This window comes from Jeotgalibaca caeni (genome assembly GCF_028863945.1).
Taxonomy (GTDB): domain Bacteria; phylum Bacillota; class Bacilli; order Lactobacillales; family Aerococcaceae; genus Jeotgalibaca; species Jeotgalibaca caeni.
Genome location: NZ_JARBEA010000017.1, coordinates 1 through 21,047, shown reverse-complemented (window position 1 = coordinate 21,047; position 21,047 = coordinate 1). Strand labels below are relative to the sequence as shown.

At 42.8% G+C, this 21,047-nt stretch carries 24 protein-coding genes and 1 tRNA gene; 17 read left to right on the top strand and 8 right to left on the bottom strand.

Annotated elements, in window-relative coordinates; translation table 11 throughout:
* The first annotated feature begins 250 nt into the window (after positions 1–250).
* From PVE40_RS05275 to PVE40_RS05260, 4 genes are all read left to right on the top strand, one after another.
* Positions 251–1,183: a carbohydrate ABC transporter permease gene (locus tag PVE40_RS05275; protein WP_274730842.1), complete on the top strand. Its 933-nt coding sequence runs from the start codon at positions 251–253 to the stop codon at positions 1,181–1,183.
* A 2-nt stretch (positions 1,184–1,185) separates the two neighbouring features.
* Entirely contained in the window at positions 1,186–2,022 is an 837-nt protein-coding gene (locus PVE40_RS05270; protein WP_274730841.1) for a carbohydrate ABC transporter permease, read from the top strand.
* Positions 2,023–2,045: 23 nt separating this feature from the next.
* Positions 2,046–3,410 carry an ABC transporter substrate-binding protein gene (locus tag PVE40_RS05265; RefSeq protein WP_274730840.1) on the top strand — a complete coding sequence of 455 codons (1,365 nt, stop codon included), beginning with the start codon at positions 2,046–2,048 and terminating at the stop codon, positions 3,408–3,410.
* 70 nt (positions 3,411–3,480) lie between these two features.
* Positions 3,481–4,587, top strand: coding sequence for a glycoside hydrolase family 88/105 protein (locus PVE40_RS05260; RefSeq protein ID WP_274730839.1), 1,107 nt, complete (start codon positions 3,481–3,483; stop codon positions 4,585–4,587).
* Positions 4,588–4,745: 158 nt separating this feature from the next.
* On the opposite strand, the gene PVE40_RS05255 is transcribed toward PVE40_RS05260, so the two are convergent.
* Entirely contained in the window at positions 4,746–5,234 is a 489-nt protein-coding gene (locus PVE40_RS05255; RefSeq protein ID WP_274730838.1) for an LURP-one-related/scramblase family protein, read from the bottom strand.
* 33 nt (positions 5,235–5,267) lie between these two features.
* Complete coding sequence (locus tag PVE40_RS05250) at positions 5,268–5,957, bottom strand: YjjG family noncanonical pyrimidine nucleotidase (protein WP_274730837.1); 690 nt, start codon at positions 5,955–5,957, stop codon at positions 5,268–5,270.
* 77 nt (positions 5,958–6,034) lie between these two features.
* Between PVE40_RS05250 and PVE40_RS05245 the strand changes: the two genes are divergently transcribed.
* Together PVE40_RS05245 and PVE40_RS05240 are read left to right on the top strand one after the other, a co-directional pair.
* Complete coding sequence (locus PVE40_RS05245; RefSeq protein WP_274730836.1) at positions 6,035–6,493, top strand: S-ribosylhomocysteine lyase; 459 nt, start codon at positions 6,035–6,037, stop codon at positions 6,491–6,493.
* A 52-nt stretch (positions 6,494–6,545) separates the two neighbouring features.
* Positions 6,546–6,629 (top strand) — tRNA-Leu (locus PVE40_RS05240).
* Positions 6,630–6,686: 57 nt separating this feature from the next.
* Here PVE40_RS05240 and PVE40_RS05235 read toward each other — a convergent pair.
* A complete protein-coding gene (locus tag PVE40_RS05235; protein WP_274730835.1) occupies positions 6,687–7,232 on the bottom strand; it encodes a DUF6512 family protein in 546 nt (181 codons plus the stop codon).
* A gap of 64 nt (positions 7,233–7,296) precedes the next feature.
* Positions 7,297–7,740 carry a VanZ family protein gene (locus tag PVE40_RS05230; protein WP_274730834.1) on the bottom strand — a complete coding sequence of 148 codons (444 nt, stop codon included), beginning with the start codon at positions 7,738–7,740 and terminating at the stop codon, positions 7,297–7,299.
* Positions 7,741–7,811: 71 nt separating this feature from the next.
* Between PVE40_RS05230 and PVE40_RS05225 the strand changes: the two genes are divergently transcribed.
* The 3 genes from PVE40_RS05225 to PVE40_RS05215 are packed head-to-tail and all read left to right on the top strand — an operon-like array spanning position 7,812 to position 9,018.
* The gene (locus PVE40_RS05225; RefSeq protein WP_274730833.1) at positions 7,812–8,153 is read left to right on the top strand and encodes a thioredoxin family protein; all 342 of its coding nucleotides are present in this window, start codon (positions 7,812–7,814) and stop codon (positions 8,151–8,153) included.
* Positions 8,150–8,413 carry a DUF6718 family protein gene (locus PVE40_RS05220; protein WP_274730832.1) on the top strand — a complete coding sequence of 88 codons (264 nt, stop codon included), beginning with the start codon at positions 8,150–8,152 and terminating at the stop codon, positions 8,411–8,413. The genes PVE40_RS05225 and PVE40_RS05220 overlap by 4 nt, the downstream gene beginning before the upstream one ends.
* Positions 8,413–9,018 (top strand): Maf family protein, encoded by a 606-nt coding sequence (locus PVE40_RS05215; protein WP_274730831.1) that lies wholly within the window; start codon positions 8,413–8,415, stop codon positions 9,016–9,018. The genes PVE40_RS05220 and PVE40_RS05215 overlap by 1 nt, the downstream gene beginning before the upstream one ends.
* A gap of 66 nt (positions 9,019–9,084) precedes the next feature.
* Here the strand turns inward: PVE40_RS05215 and PVE40_RS05210 are convergent, their stop codons facing one another.
* Positions 9,085–10,269, bottom strand: a complete 1,185-nt coding sequence (locus tag PVE40_RS05210; protein WP_274730830.1) for an MFS transporter — start codon at positions 10,267–10,269, stop codon at positions 9,085–9,087.
* Between the two features lie 102 nt (positions 10,270–10,371).
* Complete coding sequence (locus PVE40_RS05205; RefSeq protein WP_274730829.1) at positions 10,372–10,992, bottom strand: histidine phosphatase family protein; 621 nt, start codon at positions 10,990–10,992, stop codon at positions 10,372–10,374.
* Positions 10,993–11,145: 153 nt separating this feature from the next.
* On the opposite strand from PVE40_RS05205, the gene PVE40_RS05200 reads away from it, so the two are divergent.
* Genes PVE40_RS05200 through PVE40_RS05185 form a run of 4 tightly spaced genes read left to right on the top strand, consistent with a single transcriptional unit; the run spans position 11,146 to position 15,587 of the window.
* Positions 11,146–12,219: a DUF871 domain-containing protein gene (locus PVE40_RS05200; protein ID WP_274730828.1), complete on the top strand. Its 1,074-nt coding sequence runs from the start codon at positions 11,146–11,148 to the stop codon at positions 12,217–12,219.
* A complete protein-coding gene (murQ, locus tag PVE40_RS05195; protein WP_274730827.1) occupies positions 12,220–13,113 on the top strand; it encodes an N-acetylmuramic acid 6-phosphate etherase in 894 nt (297 codons plus the stop codon).
* 17 nt (positions 13,114–13,130) lie between these two features.
* Complete coding sequence (locus PVE40_RS05190; protein WP_274730826.1) at positions 13,131–14,624, top strand: PTS transporter subunit EIIC; 1,494 nt, start codon at positions 13,131–13,133, stop codon at positions 14,622–14,624.
* A 30-nt stretch (positions 14,625–14,654) separates the two neighbouring features.
* Positions 14,655–15,587, top strand: a complete 933-nt coding sequence (locus PVE40_RS05185) for a MurR/RpiR family transcriptional regulator (RefSeq protein WP_274730825.1) — start codon at positions 14,655–14,657, stop codon at positions 15,585–15,587.
* A 176-nt stretch (positions 15,588–15,763) separates the two neighbouring features.
* On the opposite strand, the gene PVE40_RS05180 is transcribed toward PVE40_RS05185, so the two are convergent.
* Both PVE40_RS05180 and PVE40_RS05175 read right to left on the bottom strand, forming a co-directional pair.
* Positions 15,764–16,243 carry a LapA family protein gene (locus PVE40_RS05180; protein WP_274730824.1) on the bottom strand — a complete coding sequence of 160 codons (480 nt, stop codon included), beginning with the start codon at positions 16,241–16,243 and terminating at the stop codon, positions 15,764–15,766.
* A gap of 28 nt (positions 16,244–16,271) precedes the next feature.
* On the bottom strand, positions 16,272–16,616 hold the full coding sequence (locus PVE40_RS05175) for a YtxH domain-containing protein (protein WP_274730823.1): 345 nt from the start codon (positions 16,614–16,616) through the stop codon (positions 16,272–16,274).
* A gap of 169 nt (positions 16,617–16,785) precedes the next feature.
* Between PVE40_RS05175 and PVE40_RS05170 the strand changes: the two genes are divergently transcribed.
* The 4 genes from PVE40_RS05170 (at position 16,786) to PVE40_RS05155 (ending at position 20,854) form a co-directional block, all read left to right on the top strand.
* Positions 16,786–17,289 carry a pyridoxamine 5'-phosphate oxidase family protein gene (locus tag PVE40_RS05170; RefSeq protein WP_274730822.1) on the top strand — a complete coding sequence of 168 codons (504 nt, stop codon included), beginning with the start codon at positions 16,786–16,788 and terminating at the stop codon, positions 17,287–17,289.
* A gap of 312 nt (positions 17,290–17,601) precedes the next feature.
* Complete coding sequence (locus PVE40_RS05165; RefSeq protein WP_274730821.1) at positions 17,602–18,966, top strand: ABC transporter substrate-binding protein; 1,365 nt, start codon at positions 17,602–17,604, stop codon at positions 18,964–18,966.
* 158 nt (positions 18,967–19,124) lie between these two features.
* Complete coding sequence (locus tag PVE40_RS05160; protein ID WP_274730860.1) at positions 19,125–19,979, top strand: carbohydrate ABC transporter permease; 855 nt, start codon at positions 19,125–19,127, stop codon at positions 19,977–19,979.
* Positions 19,979–20,854: a carbohydrate ABC transporter permease gene (locus PVE40_RS05155; protein ID WP_274730820.1), complete on the top strand. Its 876-nt coding sequence runs from the start codon at positions 19,979–19,981 to the stop codon at positions 20,852–20,854. Before PVE40_RS05160 ends, PVE40_RS05155 begins: the two co-directional genes overlap by 1 nt.
* Positions 20,855–21,047: the final 193 nt, after the last annotated feature.

The window sequence follows — 21,047 nt, the reverse complement described above, 5'->3', positions numbered from 1 at the left end:
AATCGTCAAAAGCGTGCAAGTGAGCTTCAAAAAAATTTTCACTCATACCAAAATGGCTAGGAACGTGCAAGTGGGGTGGCTTTTTAGCCCCCACTTGCACGTTCTGTCTTTTTTTTGCATCCGCTACCTTTGTTTATCTTGCAATATTGGTACCGATTCCAAACAACTTAAATTTTTAGAGTATAATCGAAAAATAATGAATATCTCAAGGAAACGCTTTCTGGTATCCTTTTCATTAGGAGGGGAAATTATGGAACAAACTATTAATACATCTAAAAAAGTAAATGTAGGAACTCAATCGAAGAAAAAGAAAAAAATGAATTGGGTCCCTTATGCACTTATCGCACCAACGCTTATTATGATTGCTGCTTTTCTATTTTACCCAATGTTAACCGTTTTCTATTACAGCTTCCAACACTATGACATATCAGCACCTTTTTATGATGGCTTTGCTGGGTTGGACAACTATATTCAAATTTTTACAAATGACAAGATGTTCTTGCCAGCTCTAGCAAATAGTGCGAAATGGGTACTTTCCCAAGTTTCCTTGCAATTGATTTTTGGATTAGGGTTTGCTTTGTTACTAAACCAAACGTTTAAGTTAAGAGGACTTGTTCGTGCCGTAGCATTTATCCCGTGGGCAATTTCCGGGGTACTAACATCTGTAATGTGGATGTTGATGTACAACGAACATATGGGTGTCTTCAATGATATTCTGATGCGACTTGGCATTATCGATCGTCCGGTAGCGTTCTTAGCAAGCACAACCAGTGCCTTCATCGCAGTGGTTATTGCGGAATTATGGCGTGGAATTCCGTTCTTTGCGGTAACACTCCTTGCATCATTACAAAGTATTCCAGAAGATTTATATGAAGCTGCTCGTGTTGACGGTGCTTCTCGTAGTCAACAGTTATTCTATATTACACTTCCTCAATTGAAACGTACGATTGTTCTAACAACTTTGTTACGTTCCGTATGGGAATTCAACAACGTAGACTTGCTGTATAACTTGACTGGGGGCGGCCCAGCAGACTCCACCATGACATACGCGATGTATATTGCCAATACAGCCGTTCACGGAACGAACTTTGGTTATGGATCTGCATTGACCATCGTGGCATTTGTCATCCTAACGGTGATCGCAGCGATTTACTTGAAGATTTCGAAATTTGAGGAGGCATAAGAATGTTTACAGCAAATAAAAAACTCGATCGTTTTCTAACATTCCAACTTCCAATGGCCTTGATGCTTTTATGGACGGTCTTCCCGATTTACTGGACCTTAAATACAGCGTTGAAACCGGAAGGGGATATTATTAAAACTCCGGTCCAATATTTCCCTGGTAACTTTACCTTAGACAACTTCGTAAGTGCTTGGTCAGATGTTGGTTTTGAATCGTATTTTGGAAACAGTATCAATGTTGGTTTCTGGACAGTGGTTGTAACGGTAACCCTATCCATCTTATCTGGATATGCACTTGGACGTTATGAATTCAAAGGAAAACGTGTCTTCATGCTTGTTCTTTTGATGACACAATTCATTCCTCGTTCTATGTTGGTTATTCCATTGTTCATTATTTTCAGTAACTTAGGTTTGATTAGTAACCCACTATCACTTGTTTTGATTTATTCAGCTGCACAAGTGCCGTTTAACGCAATCTTGATGAGTGGTTTTATCGCGAATATCCCACGCGAGTTAGAAGAAGCGGCTTCGATCGATGGAGCGACCCGCTTCCAAACATTGGTAAAAGTTATTTTCCCATTGCTATTACCAGGGATTGTCGCAACGAGTGTGAATATCTTCGTATACTCTTGGAATGAGTTCTTGCTAGCTTTGATGCTAACTAACAATCAAGCGAAATTCACATTACCAGTTGGATTAAGCTTCATGATGGGCGAATTTAACGTCAACTATGGTGCTTTAGCAGCAGGAAGTATTATTGCATTAATTCCATCCATTATCTTGTTCTCAATCGCCCAAAAACACCTAGTTAATGGGATGGGCGGAGCCGTAAAAGGCTAATATAAATAGGAGGTAAGAAAAATATGTTGTTCAGTAAAAAAAGATTTCTAGCTCTCTCCTTATCCAGTGCTTTCCTTTTAGCTGCATGTGGAAATTCCGCTGCAGATACAGAGAGTGAGAACAGTGGCAGTACTGCGCAGTCCGAAACAGGATCTGCTACATCGCAAGAAGCGTCCGGTGAACAAGTAACCATCTCTTTCTGGGATGAAAATGCTGGTCCGCAAAGAACACCGATTTGGGAAGAAATTATTGAACGTTTTGAAGAAGAAAATCCAGACGTCAATGTTGAGTACTTTGGTCTGCCAAAAGACGATGCAAAATCAAAATTTGATGCTGCAATCGCAGCAAACGATGTACCAGACATAGCATCCTTGCAAACAAGCTGGTTGCCTGAGTATTCCATCCGCGAGGCATTATTACCGCTTGATGAGTACTTCGCTGATTCTGAATTAAACGGAAAAATCAATGAAGGCGCAATTGAATTTAACAAAAAAATCGTTAACGACGGTCAACTATACGGAATTCCTTACACACAAAACTTGGATATCATTTGGATTCGGGAAGACTTGTTTAAGGAAGCTGGCGTAGAAGCACCAAAAACATGGGATGACTTCTTCAGTGCAGTTGATACGATGACAACAGATGACCTATACGGATTTACGATTCGTGGCGGTGCAGGCGGAGCCTTGCAATTGCAACGTTTGATGTATGCATACTCAGGAATTACTGAATATGTAACAGAAGATGGAGAAGCAACTGTTGACGATCCAGCACACAAAGAGTTCTTGGAAAAATACTTTGCTATGTACCAAAAGAATACACCACAAAGTGACATCACGAACGGTTACAAAGAAATGGTAGCAACTTTTGACACAGGTAAAGCAGCAATGGTTCACCACAACATCGGTTCATACGGTGAACATAGTGAAGCATTAGAAGAAGATCAATTTGAAGCAATTCCACTACCAATATCTAAAGAAGGAAACTACGTAGCAGAAGGTGGAAACACAATCGGCGTATCCATCTTTGCTGGTTCAGAAAACCCAGATGAAGCATTCCGCTTTGTTGAATTTGCAAACAATGCAGAGAGCCAAAGCTTATGGAACCAAGAAGTTGGTCAAATTCCAACAAATAGCGATGTAATGGAAGAAGAATGGCTAAAAAATTCACAACACTTGAACGTAGCGTTCTCTGTGTATGATGATGAAAATACAGCTTTGTATGAGCCACCATTCTACCTACCAGACTACCGCTCTATTCTAGACAACCAAGTAGACTCAGGAATCCAATCCGTAATGGCTGGAGACACTACAGTTGAAGAGTTCTTAGCTGAATGGGCAGAATCAATTGAAGCATCAGCTGCTAAGTACGCTGAAGCGTTTAACTAAGATTTTTAACAAAATAACAGCGGCTGGGGCATTCGTTCCAGCCTTCTGTTTTATATAGGAGAGAAGATTGATGGAGACAAATATCACAGTAACAAAGGAACAAATTCTAGCGATTGCCGAGAAATCATGCCGCACATTGATGAAGAAATTCACACCGCGCGAACTTCCGCCTGCCATGACTTTCCATTATCACCAAAGTGTTTTTCTATTAGGAATGCTACGTGTGTGGGAAGAGACTGGGAATGAAGAGTACTTTACCTATATTAAAGGCTACTACGACGCGTTGATTGATGATGAAGGAAACTTTGTCTATGAACGCGACCAATTGGATTCTATTCAAGTTGGTATCTTACTGTTTAAATTGCATGAAGTGACGGGACATAAAAAATACATGATTGCTGCCCGTAAACTACGTTCCATCATTGATACCATTAACCGCACATCTGAGAATGGTTTCTGGCATAAAGATAAATATCCATACCAAATGTGGTTGGATGGCTTATTCATGGCTGGACCGTTTTTGGTGAAATATGCGAACCAATTCCATGAAAAAGACTTGATTCAAACCGTCTTGTACCAAGAGCGTTTGATGAGAAAGAACATGACAGATTCAAATACGGGATTGTTATTCCATGCATGGGATGAGAAGAAAGTTCAACCATGGGCAGACAAAGAAACAGGCTGCTCACCAGAATTCTGGGGACGTTCAGTTGGCTGGTATGGAACTGCTTTGATTGATATTATCGAAGCAATTGGCGATGAATATCAAGGGCAAAATGAATTGCCAGGAGAAGTAGCGAAGTATGTAGAGAATGTTGTGAAGTTCCAAGATGAGAAAACCGGACTATGGCATCAAATCGTTGATAAGGGAGATCGCGAAGATAACTGGCTCGAGTCATCCAGCTCGTCACTCTATCTGTATACCATTGCGAAAGCATTGCATTATGGGTTCGTTGGTGAAGAATATAAAGAGAACCTATTGCGCGGTTATGCTGGATTAATCGAGCATATGACAGAAGAAGCAGGCAATGACTTGCATCTGCATGGTATTTGTATCGGTACGTCAGCAGGCAGCTATGAATATTATGTAGACCGTCCAACTTCAACTGATGATTTACATGGCGTAGGAGCATTCTTGCTGGGCGCAATGGCTGTATATGAGTATTTAGAAGACTAGAATAAAGCAGCGTGCAAGTGAGGGTCTAGAAAAGGCCTCACTTGAACGCTTTCGACGATTTTGGTATGAGTGAGGCTTTTTTTTACGCTCACTTGCACGTTTTTGACGATTTTGGTATGAGTGGGAGTTTTTTAGAGCCTCACTCATACCATTTTTTTTTAAGAGCTAGAATTAGCAGCTTGTTGGGCTGCAATTACGCAGTCGATGGTAATAATCACTCCCAAAGCCAATAAGGTGTTGCTGTCGTCGGCGATATCCAGTTGGTAAGAGTCGCCCCAAGTAAACCATTCCTTGTTAATAGAAGCAACAAGGTCACCATCTTCCAATATTTCGTAATCATGTTCCCAAACATTACCTGATACTTCCCAATCCGGCCCAAGAATAGAATAACGTGGGCGCAAGAAAGTCAGCTCTTTTTTCACAGTCGCAACTTCTTGTCCGTGCATGAATAGCGTGTAATTTGGCATCCAATTCCAGATATTTTGTTGAATGTAGAGTACTTCGTTGCCACTTCTATCTCTCACGTATAACTTTTTACCCCAGGACAAGAGCTCTCCTTCGATAAAATACACGTCATTTCCTGCTTCGTCTTTCACTGTAAACTGATCACGCCATGAAAAAACTTTTTGCTTGATATAGTATTTCATCTTTTCTCCTCCGAATGATGATTTATTAGGGACTTATGCTTGAAACAATAGAGCGGGTAAATCGGCGAGTTGCTCAATCTCGTAGGTCGGTTGAATCGACAGTGGATTTGGTTTCTTCAAAGGGTTGAACCAGCAGGAATCAATTCCCGCCAACACACCACCAGTGATATCCGAGGTAAGCGAGTCGCCAATGATCAGTGTTTCTTCTTTTTGAAAAGAGGCGATGCGCGCAAAAACATAATCAAAGTATTCCGGCATTGGTTTCTGATAACCGGTATCTTCCGAAACGAATACTTTTTTAAAGTAAGGTCTCAAGCCAGAGTCTGCCATCCGACGTTGTTGGGTCTTTGAAACGCCATTGGTTACCGCATAAAGGTCATGGGTTTGTTTCAAGGATTCAAGCAGTTCCAAACTCCCTTCCATTAAGTAGTTTCCTTCTTCCAAGCGGGCACGAAATGTTCGGTCCATCTCTTGTCCATCTACTTTTTTGCCATAAAGAGCAAAAAAATCTTCGAACCGTTTCCCCAATAACACTTCACGTTGGATGAGGCCTTTCTCAAATTGTTCCCATAGGACTTGATTGATGGCAGCGTATTGGGCAATCCTTTCCTCAGTTATTGCGATTCCCATTTCTTCAAGTAGATGGGAAATCGCATGGGTTTCGGCAGCCTTGAAGTCGAGCAGAGTATCATCGATATCAAATAACAATGTTTTATAGTTCATTTTTCTCCCCATAGCTTTTCTTTTTGATAGTTCTATTTTATAGTAGAAAGGCAGCAATTAGAAGGAGGAAGTTATTTTTGGCAAAAGTAGAAAGTTTTGAATTAGATCATAATATAGTAAAGGCTCCCTATGTGCGGGTAGCCGGAGTAGAGCACCATAACGGCGCAACCGTGCAAAAAATCGACTTGCGGTTCTTGCAGCCGAACCAAGATACCTTTCCAACTGGAGCAGTCCACACATTAGAACATTTACTAGCAACCTATATGCGCGACCATCTACCAGGAATCATTGACATCTCGCCGATGGGATGCCGGACTGGTTTCTATTGTATTAAATGGGAAGAATCCACAGCGGAAGAAATTGCTCAAGCATTGGAAAAGACCTTGCAACAAGTTCTGGAGACAGAAGTGATCCCAGCGGTCACCGCAAAAGAGTGCGGAAACTACCGCGACCATAGCCTATTTTCAGCCAAGGAGTATGCCCGTGAAGTACTAGAAAAAGGGATCAGCCGCGACGCATTCGAGCGAATTGTTTGATAAAAAACTGCTTGTCATGTTGAAAGAAGAAGCGTAAAATCTTTCTTGTCAGGGCTTGGTGGTGGAATTGGCAGACACGCTGTCTTCAGGTGGCAGTGCTCATGCGGGCGTGCGGGTTCGAGTCCCGCCCAGGTCATTAGACAAGAAAAAAACTGCAGTATCTCATTTCCAGAGAGACTGCAGTTTTTTATTTCTATCCTTCTTCCGGCACAATAAAAATAGGCAGCTCGGGTGGATTGTACGTCAATAAGGTCAACATAGCCCCAAATCCTACAACAAGGAGGAGTAATACGCCAAAAATGAACTTGTTTGGTCGTGTCGTGTAGCGATATACATGAAGAGCCAATAATTGCCCAACCAAAAAGCCAACAAACAAGGACACAATATTTAAAGTTGGGGAAACGATATCCAGTCCAGCCGTAAACGTGTAGTAGTATGACACGATAATCAACGGGGCGGCGACAAGAGAAAAGAGACTCGCATAGAACCATGGCCCAGCTTGTAAATTCTTGCGCTCTCTAAATACAAAATACCCAATGACCCACCACAGGACGGTCGGCCAGAAAGCCAACTTCAAATGTTCCCAGATACTTTCGTTGATAGGCGCAAAGTAACCAACAAATGTATTTTTACCGAGCCATTCATAGAAGAAATGCATCGGAACCGAAACAACGCATAATACGATGAAGCCGACTAAGTGGTAGATGCGAGCGAATCGATAAGACGGTACCTCATTCATCACCATCCTCCTTTCAAGGAATAGTTGTTACTTCCTTTATACAGAAACGGCACAGGGAATGCAATTAATAACCATCTTGTCGTATCCAACCAAAGAACCCACTACCAACAGCAGCACCCGCACTATCAATTAAAACATCCCATGCACTTGGCCCTCGACCCGGCACAAACGACTGATGCCATTCGTCGCTCGCTGCATAAAGGGCACACAATAAGAGCGCGTATCCAAACCGTTTCTTTCCCTTCAGGCCGCTCTGATTCAGCGCATTGGCAGAAAACAAACCAAGAATAAGGTAAACGGAAAAGTGGGCACCTTTCCTAATGAAGAGATGAACGGTTTCCCGTTCTAATTCAATAGTAGGAAATAGAAATTCCCATACCGATAAAACCGCATCGACAATCGAACCGCTTAGAGAGCCAGATGCGCTTCCTTGTTGGGCAGAAAATGAAAAAATTAAAAACATCCAAGCCAGAACCAACGCCCAGCTCAACCATTTTTTAACATGCATCTTGTAGGCTCCTTTTTTATTTTACGTGTAGTATATCATGTTATAATAAGAGAAATGAAGGAAGTGATGGAATGAGAACGTACCAGGAAGCAGGAACCATGGAGGAAGCAAAGACATTTATCGGGACGAATCGATTTGCCTTTATTTATATTTCGCGAGTAGATTGCAGTGTGTGTCATGCAGTGTTGCCGCAAGTGCAAGAATTGTTGGAAGATTTCCCTGAAATTCAATTAATGAAGGTGGACGCTGACCAGATTCCGACGGTAGCAGCCGAATTCAGTGTCTTCACCGTTCCGGCGCTGCTCCTTTTTGTGGATGGGAAGGAAATGATCCGCAAAGCACGCTTTGTCGTGATGGCAGAACTCGAACATCAACTCCAACAAATCACAACCCATTACGTGGAGGAATTATGATAAATAAATACTTGATTGCCAAAACATTTAAGAAGAAGGGCAGTGCCGCTATTTCGTTGACGCATGTGCCTGATTTTCTCAGTTATATCCCGCATCTGGAAGATATTTTTAAGCGCAATGCGGAATTCTTGATTCTCAGTGCGGATGCTGAAAAGGAACTGGACGAAGCATGGCCTGAGTATGCACCATTTCAGTTAGAAGAAACGAAAGCGGCGTTTGAAGCTGCAGTGAAAGAGAAAACGACACGGGAGAAGAAATAATGATTGTACTAGCCAGTCAGTCACCGCGCAGAAAAGAGTTGCTCCAACAAGTAACCGAGGATTTTCTGATTCATGCGAGTGAGATTGATGAAAAAGCAATAGAAGCGAGAGTGCTAGAAGAAGGGATGGAAGACCCTTTTCAAAAAACAGCGAGTCAATTAGTAGAAACGTTGGCGGCTGAAAAAGCTCGCGTTGTCCTCAAACAGCATCCAGAAGATATCATTATTGGCGCCGATACAGTGGTGGTTCATGAAGACCAGGTATTGGGGAAGCCGATTGACGAAGCAGATGCGTTTCGCATGTTACGCTCCTATGCTGGCAAAACCCATTTCGTTATTACGGGAGTAAGTGTTCAGAGCAGGCAAAAAGAAGTGACCTTCTCGGTAAAAACAGAGGTCACTTTTTGGGAATGGTCAAAGCAAATGGAGAAGGAAGTGCGCGCCTATATAGAGAGCGGCAGCCCCATGGATAAAGCCGGGGCATACGGTATTCAGGAGCAACCGAGTTTATGGGTTAAAGAAATTCATGGCGACTATCTAAATGTGATTGGCCTTCCGGTTGCGTATCTGCATCGTGCTTTGCAAGAATTCTCTATCTATTCATAAGTAAAAGAAGCGTCCCTCAAAAGTTTATCCACTTTTGAGGGACGCTTCTTTATTATTCTATTGCAATCAAACTTTCACTTTTTGATCTTGGTCATACAAGAATACACATAGAATCATCAGTGCCAATGCAACGCCAATCGCGGCCATTCCGTAGAAGATACCGAATTGATCAGATAGAGCACCTGTAATGGTTGGCATCAAGATGGAACCAATTCCACCGAGCACCAACAGGACACCCATTGCCATCGGGTATTCTTTGATGAAGCCACCGGTTGAAGCAATCGTAGTTGGGTAAATACCTGCCATGGAGAGCCCCAGACCTAAGATAGTAAAGGTAATGACGGTTTGGTCTCTGGAGGACAGCAACACGATAAATAATGCGGTGGTGATAAAGGTCAATAGGTACAGCAAGCGAATGCGCGGGAAGCGATCGCCGACTGCCGCTACGGTCAAGCGTCCAACTAGAACACCAATCCATAACAAGGAAGCAAGAAACTGCGAATACCCAATCGTTAAGATTCCTGAGTCGACAAAATATTTCACTAACCAGCCATTGATTGTAGATTCACCGCATAAGTAGAAGAACAGCATTCCAGCCAGAATCCAAAAAGTCTTCTTCTTCATGAATTCGTAAGAAGTAACTTTCGCTTTGCGGTTCACATGTTCTTCCGGCATCCGCATCCGGGTGAAGAAGAAGATGGAAAGTGCCGTCAAAAGAACAATCACGAATCCAGCCAATCGCCAACCGTTTTCTCCAACCAATCGAACCGCACCAATCACTAAGTACGGTGCTAACAAGGCACCAATCGCGAAAATACTGTGCAGGAAGCTCAGTGCAGCAGAACTGCTGTTGGAAACTTCATTCATGATGGTGTTGTTGAAGTTAGAAATACTGCCTCGGCTCAACCCGGTAAAGAAGAACGAAAGGATTAATAAGAACGGGTTACCAGTGAAAATCATCAGCAAGAATCCAGCTGTTACAAAACTGCTGAGGAAAATAATAGCACGTTTTCGTCCCATATAAATCGGCAAGATCCCGGCAATAAAACTTGCCAGTAAATTTCCCACATAATGGGAGGATAATAACGAACCGCTGACTGTGTCACTCAAGTTGTATGCTTCACTTATATAAGGAAGCAGCGAACCCATAATCATTCCATACAAACCGTTCACGGCAAAAACATAATAACAAGCCTTCACGATATACTTTTCATCTTTATTTAATCGCGTATAAAAAGAGTCATTTGCCACTACGAAACCTCCATCTTTTATAAATGAGAAATAAAATTTCTAAATAAGAAACAACCCTTATTATACGCCATTTATATCAATATTTCAATATTCAAACAGTTTCTATTTCAAATGATCCACGTGATTCCAGAAGTCAATCGTAAAGGTGTTTCCGTCTCTTTGTAAGCATGTCACACTTGTGTTCCCAAGTGGTGGGTAAGAGCGGATGTCCTTTAATGGATGACCGGTCAAGGTAAGAAGTGTGGACATGAAATGGATGCTGTGTCCGACAAATAATAAATCCATTTCAGGATGAGCCTCCGCATGCTCGATGATACATTCGGAACCTCTTTGAATTAAATCTTGGTAGCTCTCTCCGCCAAAGGAAGCAGGATCGTAAAGATGGGGCTCCTGACGCAAATGATGGAAGAGTTCTGGATGCGTCTGTGCCAATTCAGGAATGAATAAGCCTTCCCACTCCCCGTAACCCATTTCCTTTAGACGGTCATCTACTTCGAGAATCACTTCCCGTCCTAGATGATCTTGAATGTGTTGAGCAGTTTCCCAAGCGCGTAGCTGTGGGCTGCTGATGATGTGCTGAATATTTGTTTCAGCGAGGAACGTTCCCGTTTTCTTCGCTTCCACTCTGCTTTGATCTAACAATGGCGAATCAATGGCACCTTGAACCCGTTTGCCTAAGTTTAGTTCCGTTTGTCCGTGTCGTACAAAATAAAGTCGTTGCATAATCTCCCTCTTTTCTATGAAATACTAACATGGCTATGAAATGAAATTTTACATTCTCATGTATTTTTCAAAATGATAGCGAAAACACTTGAAATAAAATTTTAAGAAGTTATAATAAGGGTGTATAAAAAACGATTGCAGGAGGGGTTGTCAATGTATGGATTTTCTGTGTTCGTGAATGAAGAACTGACACAAGAAACCCTCGCTTATATGGAAGCAATGGCCAAGAGTGGTTTCCGCGGTATCTTTACTTCCATCCACATCCCTGAAGATGATGATAGCAAATATTTAAACGGTTTACAAAAGCTAGGGACATTTGCCCGCGAAAATGAAATGGAACTAGTAGTCGATATCTCAGGAACCGCCTTAGAACGGTTGGGGTATTCTCTGGGAAACGTGAAGCCTCTGGTGGAAATGGGTTTGACAGGAATTCGGATTGACTACGGAATTTCAATGGAAACAGTAGCCGATTTGAGCCATCAGATGAATGTAGCGCTGAATGCAAGTACAATTTCAGCGAGAGATCTGGATGAATTGAAATCGTATGGCGCTGACTTTTCGCGAATGGAAGCATGGCATAACTATTATCCCCGCCCAGAAACAGGACTGGATGAAATACCATTTCAGAAGCAAAACCAAGTGCTGAAGGCTGCCGGATTTCAGGTGATGGCCTTTGTACCAAGTGATGAGAAGAAGAGAGGCCCGTTACATATGGGGCTTCCGACTCTAGAAAAACATCGTGATATGAATCCATTGGGAGCGGCACTTGAACTAGTGAAAGCTTATGACGTTGACAAAGTTTATATCGGTGATCCGGAAATTTCGGAGCGTTTAAGAGAGCAATTCCACCTGTATATGGAAGAAAATACGATTTTATTCCATGCAACATCTCTGTTAAGTGAGTGGGATCAACATGCGGACCGTGTAGCAGGTCGCCATCGGAATCGGATGGACAGTGCGCGAGATGTGGTTCGCAGTGAAGAATCGCGTCTACAAGCGAAAGGGCCGATTGAACAAGGATTGACCATGAAGCGATCCATTGGTTCGATTACCATGGATAATGACGGATACGGCCGTTATGCCGGAGAGATTCAAATTACCAAACGAAGCTTGCCAGAAGACGAACGAGTGAATGTGATCGGTCGGATTGATGAGCAGGAGTTATCGTTATTAGAGTTTTGCGGACCAGGACAGCTGTTTGAAATCCGCTGGGAGGAGAGAGAATAAATGGATTTAGGAAAGTTAACGACAGAAACAAGAAACCCGAATACCATGCGTTTGGATGAAATGAGCGTTCAAGAAATGCTTCGCCAAATGAATGAAGAGGATGCAAAAGTACCCGCAGCAATCAAGGAGGCTTTGCCAGAAATTGAAGAAGCGGTTAAGACCATTATCGATTCTTTCAATCAAGGAGGACGCTTGATTTACATGGGAGCTGGTACAAGCGGCCGCTTGGGTGTTTTGGACGCAGCGGAATGTGTACCGACATTTGGTGTTTCGCCTGAGATGGTCGTTGGTTTGATTGCCGGTGGAGAACGGGCAATGACCCAAGCAGTTGAAGGCGCAGAAGATTCTGTTGCACTAGGAAAAGAAGATTTAGAAAACTTAACCCTTTCGAATAAAGATACGGTTGTTGGAATTGCAGCGAGTGGACGGACTCCTTATGTCATCGGGGGATTGGAATACGCCAAAACAGTCGGCGCCAAAACCGTGACGATTGCCTGCAACAAGAATTCCGAAATCAGCAAGTACAGTGAAATTCAGATTGAAGTGGATGCAGGACCAGAAGTTTTGACTGGTTCGACTCGCTTGAAGGCTGGAACCGCACAGAAGCTGATCTTAAATATGTTATCGACTTGCTCCATGATTGGGATTGGAAAGGTGTACCAAAATTTAATGGTAGACGTCCAACCAACGAATGAAAAACTGGAAGAACGTTCCAAACGGATTATTATGCAAGCTACCGAATGCAGCTACGAAGAGGCAGCGGCAGCTTTCCAAGAATCCGGTAAGCAAGTAAAACTTGCGATTGTGATGCTGTTGACGGACAGTGACCGAGAGGAGGCAGCTAATAAACTAACAAGATCCAAAGGCTTCATTCATCAAGCAGCAACAGAATAAAAAGGAGGAATATAATCATGGCTGAAACAAAAGAACAACAACTGGCAAGAGATATTTACAAAAATATCGGCGGAGCCGGCAATGCAGACAAAGTCTATAACTGTATGACCCGTGTGCGGATTGATATTCGCGATGATTCCCGCGTCAACCTGGAGGACCTAAAGAAAATAAACGGTGTAATGGGTGTCGTTGAAGATGGCAATACCCTGCAAGTTGTCGTAGGACCGGGTACTGCTGCAAAAGTTGCAAACGAAATGGCGAAATCCTCTAACGTTCAACAAGGTGAACAAATGAACGTGAACATGGATAAAGAACTTACTTCTGGACGCGAAGAAGCAGAAAGAAAAGCAGCTGCTACCAAGAGCGAGCAACAAAAGAAAAATAACACACCATTCAAACGTGCATTAAAATCAATTGCAAGTATTTTTGTTCCCTTAATTCCAGCATTCGTTGGAGCCGGTATTATTGGCGGAATTGCATCGATTATTCAAAACTTGATGACCGCAGGAAGCATTGACCCAGAATTCTGGGGAAACATCTTCCAAGTACTTAAAATTTTACAAAACGGACTTTTTGCTTACTTAAATATTTATATCGGGATTAATGCAGCTCGTGTTTTTGGCGCAACGCCAGGTCTTGGTGGGGTAATCGCTGGGGTAACCTATCTGAACGCACCAGAACTTTCGTTAACGAATATCTTTACCGGAGATCCACTAACACCAGGTCAAGGTGGGGTAATCGGCGTTATCATCGCAGTATACCTTCTTTCCATTATGGAAAAGAACCTGCGTAAAGTTATTCCAGATTCCATTGATATTATTGTTACACCAACTGTTTCCTTGTTAGTTGTCGGATTGCTTACCATTTTCTTCATTATGCCAGTAGCCGGATTTATTTCTACCAGCTTAGTGGGAGCAGTGAACTGGGTACTTGAAGTAGGTGGAGCAATTTCTGGTTTCATTCTCGGAGCAACGTTCTTGCCGCTGGTTATGTTTGGATTACACCAAATCTTGACACCTGTTCATATCACCATGATCGAGTCAGCAGCAGGAAAAACACTACTGTTACCAATTCTAGCAATGGCTGGAGCTGGACAAGTGGGAGCTTCGATTGCACTATGGGTAAAATGTCGTCGTAACAAACAATTGACAAATATTATCAAAGGTTCCTTACCAGTAGGTATTTTAGGAATTGGGGAGCCGTTAATCTATGCTGTTACCTTGCCACTAGGCCGTCCATTTATTACCGCATGTATCGGGGGCGGAATTGGTGGAGCTGTAATCGGTGGAATTGGAAACATCGGTGCTACTGCAATTGGGCCAAGTGGGGTTGCTTTGATTCCATTGATTCCAGATGGCATGTGGTGGGGCTATGTACTTGGTTTGCTAGCTGCTTACCTAGGCGGATTCTTGGCTACTTACTTCTTTGGAGTTCCAAAAGAAGCAATGGAACCAACTGAATTAGATGGAGCAGGTTCTCAACCTTCTAACCCATTGGCAGACTTCCAATAAACGACTATAATAAAAAGGCATGTGAATCGAATGGTTCACTGCCTTTTTTCTCAAATTCATCTTTACTCTAACCGAAAGGAGGCGAACCCCATCCAACAAAATATTGTACTTTCCATCAAGGAAAAACTACCGGCGCTGCCTGAATCCGAGCGCAAGATTGGCGAACTGGTTACAGAGAAGCCATTAGAAATAATCCAAATGAATGCTTCCCAATTGGCTGAAGCAGCGGGATCCAGCGCCGCAGCAGTGATCCGCTTTTGCCGGTCTATGGGACTAAATGGCTACACGGAATTGAAGCTGCAGTTATCTGCCGAGTCAAACCTTATCCAAGAAGACCTCTATACAGATATCCTTCCCGATGAAGGATTGGACCAAATCAAGAAGAAGTTGCTCGTTCATACGAACTTTACTTTGGAGAAAACAAACAGTGCTCTTGATAACGAGCGGATGGAACAAGCAGCGACTTGGCTCGTTGATTGCCCAACCCTGTATGTGTATGGGTTAGGTGCTTCCTATCTGGTTGCGCTAGATATCAAGCAAAAATTATCACGTATTGGGAAGCAAGTTCTCTGCACACAAGACCAACATGAACTTGCTGCATCCATGGCAATCGCCCAACCTGGTTCCGTTTATATCGGCATATCGAATAGCGGGGAGAAAAAGGAAGGGTTAGTGCTGATGGAAGTGGCTAACAAATGGGGATTACACACCGTTTCCTTAACCAAGGATACGGATAACTCGCTCAGCAAATTAGCGGAAGTAGCCTTAAAGACTGCTGACACAAAAGAAGCACCTCTACGAAGCGGCGCCACCATTTCCTTGCTGAACCAATTGTACGCAGTGGATGTGTTGTTTCTTCATTTCATGACCAAACGCTATACAGACAACATCCATCATCTAGAACGTTCCAGAAAAGCAACCGACGACCTAAACGAGTTTTTCAAGCAATACAACAATGCGTAAGAAGTGTGCAAGTGAGCCTTTAAAATTTCTCCACTCGTACCAAAAATGCTAAAAACGTGCAAGTGAGCGTTAAAAAAAGGCTCACTCATACCAAAACGGTAAAAAACGTGCAAGTGAGGCTAAAAAAACACCCTCACTTGCACACAAAGAAAGAGGCTGGTGAACCAGCCTCTTTTTTATTGTTTTGAATCTGGCTCAATGACGATGTCGTTGGGATAGCCATTTGATTCCTCAACGACAGGAGGATCACTCGTGTAACGATCACGTTGGGCACTTTCTTCCATTAAAGCCATTCGTTTCCGTAAGTCTTCAACTTCCTGTTCTTTTTGCTGCATCTGCAAGGCCATTTCAGTTTCGCGTCTCGTTCGATTCGCGACTTCATTTGTTTCTCGCCGAGCTGCTTGTAGTTCCTCGTCTTTTGCCTCTAATTTTTCTTGGAAATCCTGTTTCCGCCTGCGTTGCTCGTCACGGGCATTTGCATTCCTCGCACCGACAAACATCAATGCAGCAACCATTCCCAAAAGGGTGGCGCCGATCATGATGAGCCACAAAGGAATCGATACATCCATGAAATAAAGGCTAAGACTAACGATTTCCATATTCAGAAAAGCTAGTACAGCAATCAGCAATAAAATGAGTACGGCAAGGATCGTCATCACTATGCTCCTTTCCTAATAGGAACGATTAAGGAGTTGTCATTTTGTCGTCTTCAAGTTCTTCAGCCATTTCATCTTTTGAATCTTCTACCTTATCCGCGGTATCGTTTGCTAATTCTTCCATATTTTCCATGTTTTCTTGCGCAGTTGCTTTTACATCTTCGGAAATATCATGAGCCGTCTCTTTGACGTTCTCCATTACGATGTTTCCCTTTTCCGCTAAATCATTGCCATATGATTTTGCGCGGTCAGCAGCATCATCTGCTTTATTCATTAAGTCTTTCCGTAAGTCCTTACCTGGTTTTGGCGCATATAATAATGCCAAACCGCCACCAATTACCAAACCTTTGACAAAGCTTTTAAATTTACCCATCGTATCTTTCTCCTTTCCAAATTGTAACCATTTTCTATCTATCTGTAGTATAGGTCATTTTTTGAAAGATAGAAAATAAAAACACTTTTGAAAAGGAAAAAAGTCAAAGGGTTATATTTTGAAAGCGATATCCAATCGTGTTACCATACTCGTAAAAGGGGGAATAAATATGGCAAAAGATCAAGAATTAACCCATGAAGAAAAGTTGGAAAAGGTTAAGGCAATGATGAAAGACATTAAGATTGGTTCCCTAACGACCATTGCAGAACGAGGCCTTGTTTCTCGTCCAATGGCGATGCAGGAAACCGAGTTTGACGGAGATTTGTGGTTCCTGACATTTCGTGATACGCCAAAAATAAAGGAAATAACAGCCGATCCACGTGTCAATGTATCATTCAGTGATGACGACGAGAACTATGTTTCCATCAGTGGTCGTGCAGAAGTTTTAGAAGATCCTGAAAAGAAAAAAGACCTCTGGAACAAAGCGTTCGAAACCATCTTCAATACAGAGTATGATGACCCAAACTTAGTTTTAATAAAAGTTCATGCCCACGGTGCAGAATATTGGGAATCTGGTAGCAAGGTAAAAGCCGCGTATCAGTTTGTCGCAAACCTAGTGGGAGACAAGGAACACGACTTAGGAAAAAATGAATCCGTAAACCTAGACCAATAAAATCTCACTGAAAAGCACGCTCTTTGGAGCGTGTTTTTCATGTTTAAAGCAGAATAAAAAGAATACCTTAAAATTGTTCTTCTCCATCTGTCAAAAATAATTATTTTCAATTTTGTTATGGAAAACTGCACTTTTTTGAAAAGGGATGAGACTAAAAATGCGGTATAGTGCCACTTTTTTTATCAATGAGAAAGCTATCTCATCCTTGCTCTTCTACCCGCCCATTACTAGAGGGTTTTCATTTGCCCGTAAAAGAAAAAATGAGTATGATACATTTAAAGACTGTATTTTAATAAAGAGGAGGATTTTTCCATGAAAATGAGAAAATGGCTTGGGCTGTTTGCATCATTCACTTTGTTATCTGCTTGTGCAGCTTTTACGCCAAATAATACGGATACCGAAGATACAGAGAACACGACGGATACCGATGCGGGGACAGAAACAGGAACCGATACAACTGCGAATAGTGGCGAGAAGATTGAATTAGATTTTTGGACCTTTTGGGGGTCCGAAATCAGACGCCCGATTATAGAAGAAATTATTAATGATTTTAACGAATCGCAAGATGAAATCTTTGTGAAGCATACCTACAACCCCTTTGGCGATATTTGGACGAAAGAATTAGCTCAAATCGCTGCTGGAAATCCTCCTGATGTGGTCATCAACGATATCAATGCTACAGCGCTGCGCGGTCAAAAACAACAAGCTGAAAGTCTCCAACCATTCCTAGAAGAAGATGATATTTCCGATTGGTTCTACCCAGAATTATGGGAAGCCACTTTATATGAAGGAGAGTCTTACGGGATTCCATTTACAACAGACACTCGTGTACTTTACTACAACAAAGACTTGTTTGAAGCAGCTGGTCTAGACCCGGAAGCACCACCAACCACGTGGGATGAGCTGGAAGAATATGCGCGACAGCTAGATGTGGAAGAAGGCGGCGAACTCACCCAAATGGGCTTCTACCCATTGTATGGAGTCGGAATGGACGTTTGGATGCTGAACTCGGCTGGTCAGAACTTCTTTGACGAAGAGGGCAATCCGCAAGTGGACACACCAGAAAATGCAGCTGCATTGGAATGGATTCTGGAATGGCGTGAACATTACGGAGTCGATACGGTCAACCGTTATCAAGCTCAAATCGATTCTGGACAAGCGAACCCATTCTTTACCGGCGAGCTGGCGATGATTGCCCAAACGGGTACGTTCTATACGCAAATCAAACAATACGCGCCAGATATGAATATCGGCGTGGCGTTCTTACCTGAACGCGAAGAAGGTAGCGGTCATACGAGCTGGGGTGGCGGATTCGTTGCGGAGATTCCAAAGGGAGCGAAGAACCCAGAAGCTTCATGGAAATTCTTGAAGTACTTGGGTGACGTTCATGCACAGGAAATTTGGGCAAGCAAGAACTTCGACAGCGTAGCGAATATGGAAGCTGCAGAAACAGCCATCGACAATGAAATTTTTGATGAACAAGACAGCATGGTCTACCAATTAACCGTAGAGAATATGGACCATACGATTTTGACACCTGTTCCGCTTACCGCATCTGATTTTGGGAATACGCTCAACCCAATCCTAGATAATATTCTTCTCGGAGAAACTTCGGTTGAGGACGGGCTACAAGAAGCACAAGAATCGTTGGAACGTTTGGTGGAAAGCAATCAATAAACCATTACAGAAAAAGGGGCTGGGCTGTTGTCCCGGCCCTTTCTTTCATGAAGAAGGGAGTTTTCAGATTGAAAAGAAAGGATGAGCAAGTTAAAAAGTCCGGTCGAAAACGACTAAGCAGGAAAGACCGCGCAGAAGAACGGCAAGGCTATCTATTTATTTTACCTTGGATAATCGGCTTCATTATTTTTACTGCCGGACCGTTATTGTTCTCGCTCTATGGTAGTTTTACGAACTATGACATCACCTCGAGAATGGATTTTATTGGCTTCGATAATTATGAACGGCTCTTCAGTTTTGACCAATTATTCAAAACTTCCTTATATAATACGCTTTACTATGTGGCCTTTACCGTACCAATTACAACGGCAGGAGCCATTTTTGTTTCAGTTTTATTAAATCAAGACATTCCAGGAATGCGTTTCTTCCGAACGGCTTACTATTTGCCAGCTGTCCTTTCCGGGGTGGGGGTTTATATTTTATGGATGCAGCTCCTTGATCCAGGAACAGGTTTGGTTAACTTGGTGCTTGGTTGGTTTGGTATCCCGGGTCCTAACTGGCTAACGGATCCGGATTGGACGAAGAACGCGCTTATTTTAATGAAAGTCTGGGGAGTCGGCGGTGGAATGCTGATGTACTTGTCCAGTATGCAGGGAATCAGTAAAACGCTCTACGAGGCGGCTGATATTGACGGCGCAACGGCGATGCAGAAATTCTTTAAGATTACCTTGCCGATGATTAGTCCGGTTATTTTCTTTGACGTCATCACCAGTACGATTGGCGGTTTCCAAATCTTCCAGGAAGCGTATGTCATGTCTGTTGGAGGCGGCGGGGGTCCCGCTAACTCGATGCTCTTCTACAACTTGTACATGTGGAACCAAGCTTTTGAAAGTTTCAATATGGGCTACGCGATGGCGATGTCTTGGATCCTCTTTGCCATTATCATGGTCTTGACGGTGATCAATCTTAAATTAGGACCAAGATGGGTACACTACACAGGAGGTGAAGATTGATGGCTCAGCTTACTGCGCGTAAGAGAAACCATAAACCCAATCAAACACCGCTTGCTTTACGTTTGATTAACTTGGTCTTGCTTCTGGCAGGATCCTTGATGTTGCTGTCTCCACTGTGGTGGATGATTTCCACCTCTTTGAAATCGATGGTAGAAATTATGGCAGGGGAACCAAGCTTTTTCCCAAAAGAATGGCATTTTGAGAACTATATCAATACGTGGAATGCAGCTCCCTTTGACCGTTACACGGCCAATACCTTACTCCTGACTGTCCTTTCTGTAATCGGAAATGTATTGGTCAATTCCTTTGTGGCATATGGATTTGCCCGTATTCGCTTCAGGGGGAAAGGGTTCTTATTCGGATTGGTATTATCTACCATGATGATTCCAGGATTCGTAACCTTGATTCCACAGTACATCTTGTTCGCCCGGATTGGATGGGTGAATACATATCTACCTCTCGTCGTGCCGCAATTTTTCGGGAACGCCTTTAATATATTCTTGTTGCGTCAATTCTACCGCGGCATACCAGAAGAATTATTAGAAGCAGCGAAAATGGAAGGTGCGAGCCACTTTTACATTTGGCGGAAGATTGGAATCCCAATGGTGCGTCCCGCTCTAGCAACCGTTGCGATTGGAGCCTTTAACGGAGCGTGGAATGATTTCTTAGGACCTTTGCTCTATGTAAATTCAGAAGAATTCTATACCATTCAAATTGGGTTGCAATCCTTCAAAGAACAAAGTAGCAGTCAATGGAACTACTTGATGGCGGGCTCACTCTTGTCGATGCTGCCCGTACTGTTGTTATTCTTCTTCTTCCAGAAATACTTTATTCAAGGTGCCAATATTACAGGAACAAGCCAAATGGATAAATAACATGAAACTGTTCCAAAACATGCTGATAATTGACAAGATTTGGGAGCGTCAATAATTTTGTGTAAATGGTTCTTCCCTACTGTAGATTGTTTCTAATTCTCCATCGGTTGACTCAGCATTTGTTCGAGCTCGCCTTCGGCCTGTTGGAAACCTTTATGACTGCGACCTAGGAATTTTTGGTTGTAAGTATCAA

Excerpts from the sequence above, each read along its gene's own strand:
- PVE40_RS05190 (WP_274730826.1), top strand. The coding sequence starts at position 13,131 with ATGGCTGAAACAAAAGAACAACAACTGGCAAGAGATATTTACAAAAAT.
- PVE40_RS05270 (WP_274730841.1), top strand. The coding sequence starts at position 1,186 with ATGTTTACAGCAAATAAAAAACTCGATCGTTTTCTAACATTCCAACTT.
- PVE40_RS05265 (WP_274730840.1), top strand. The coding sequence starts at position 2,046 with ATGTTGTTCAGTAAAAAAAGATTTCTAGCTCTCTCCTTATCCAGTGCT.
- PVE40_RS05180 (WP_274730824.1), bottom strand. The coding sequence starts at position 16,243 with ATGACGATCCTTGCCGTACTCATTTTATTGCTGATTGCTGTACTAGCT.
- murQ (WP_274730827.1), top strand. The coding sequence starts at position 12,220 with ATGGATTTAGGAAAGTTAACGACAGAAACAAGAAACCCGAATACCATG.
- PVE40_RS05235 (WP_274730835.1), bottom strand. The coding sequence starts at position 7,232 with ATGAATGAGGTACCGTCTTATCGATTCGCTCGCATCTACCACTTAGTC.
- PVE40_RS05255 (WP_274730838.1), bottom strand. The coding sequence starts at position 5,234 with ATGAAATACTATATCAAGCAAAAAGTTTTTTCATGGCGTGATCAGTTT.
- PVE40_RS05260 (WP_274730839.1), top strand. The coding sequence starts at position 3,481 with ATGGAGACAAATATCACAGTAACAAAGGAACAAATTCTAGCGATTGCC.
- PVE40_RS05205 (WP_274730829.1), bottom strand. The coding sequence starts at position 10,992 with ATGCAACGACTTTATTTTGTACGACACGGACAAACGGAACTAAACTTA.
- PVE40_RS05185 (WP_274730825.1), top strand. The coding sequence starts at position 14,655 with ATGGTTCACTGCCTTTTTTCTCAAATTCATCTTTACTCTAACCGAAAG.
- PVE40_RS05225 (WP_274730833.1), top strand. The coding sequence starts at position 7,812 with ATGAGAACGTACCAGGAAGCAGGAACCATGGAGGAAGCAAAGACATTT.
- PVE40_RS05200 (WP_274730828.1), top strand. The coding sequence starts at position 11,146 with ATGTATGGATTTTCTGTGTTCGTGAATGAAGAACTGACACAAGAAACC.
- PVE40_RS05250 (WP_274730837.1), bottom strand. The coding sequence starts at position 5,957 with ATGAACTATAAAACATTGTTATTTGATATCGATGATACTCTGCTCGAC.
- PVE40_RS05175 (WP_274730823.1), bottom strand. The coding sequence starts at position 16,616 with ATGGGTAAATTTAAAAGCTTTGTCAAAGGTTTGGTAATTGGTGGCGGT.
- PVE40_RS05170 (WP_274730822.1), top strand. The coding sequence starts at position 16,786 with ATGGCAAAAGATCAAGAATTAACCCATGAAGAAAAGTTGGAAAAGGTT.
- PVE40_RS05230 (WP_274730834.1), bottom strand. The coding sequence starts at position 7,740 with ATGCATGTTAAAAAATGGTTGAGCTGGGCGTTGGTTCTGGCTTGGATG.
- PVE40_RS05215 (WP_274730831.1), top strand. The coding sequence starts at position 8,413 with ATGATTGTACTAGCCAGTCAGTCACCGCGCAGAAAAGAGTTGCTCCAA.
- PVE40_RS05275 (WP_274730842.1), top strand. The coding sequence starts at position 251 with ATGGAACAAACTATTAATACATCTAAAAAAGTAAATGTAGGAACTCAA.
- PVE40_RS05165 (WP_274730821.1), top strand. The coding sequence starts at position 17,602 with ATGAAAATGAGAAAATGGCTTGGGCTGTTTGCATCATTCACTTTGTTA.
- PVE40_RS05155 (WP_274730820.1), top strand. The coding sequence starts at position 19,979 with ATGGCTCAGCTTACTGCGCGTAAGAGAAACCATAAACCCAATCAAACA.
- PVE40_RS05220 (WP_274730832.1), top strand. The coding sequence starts at position 8,150 with ATGATAAATAAATACTTGATTGCCAAAACATTTAAGAAGAAGGGCAGT.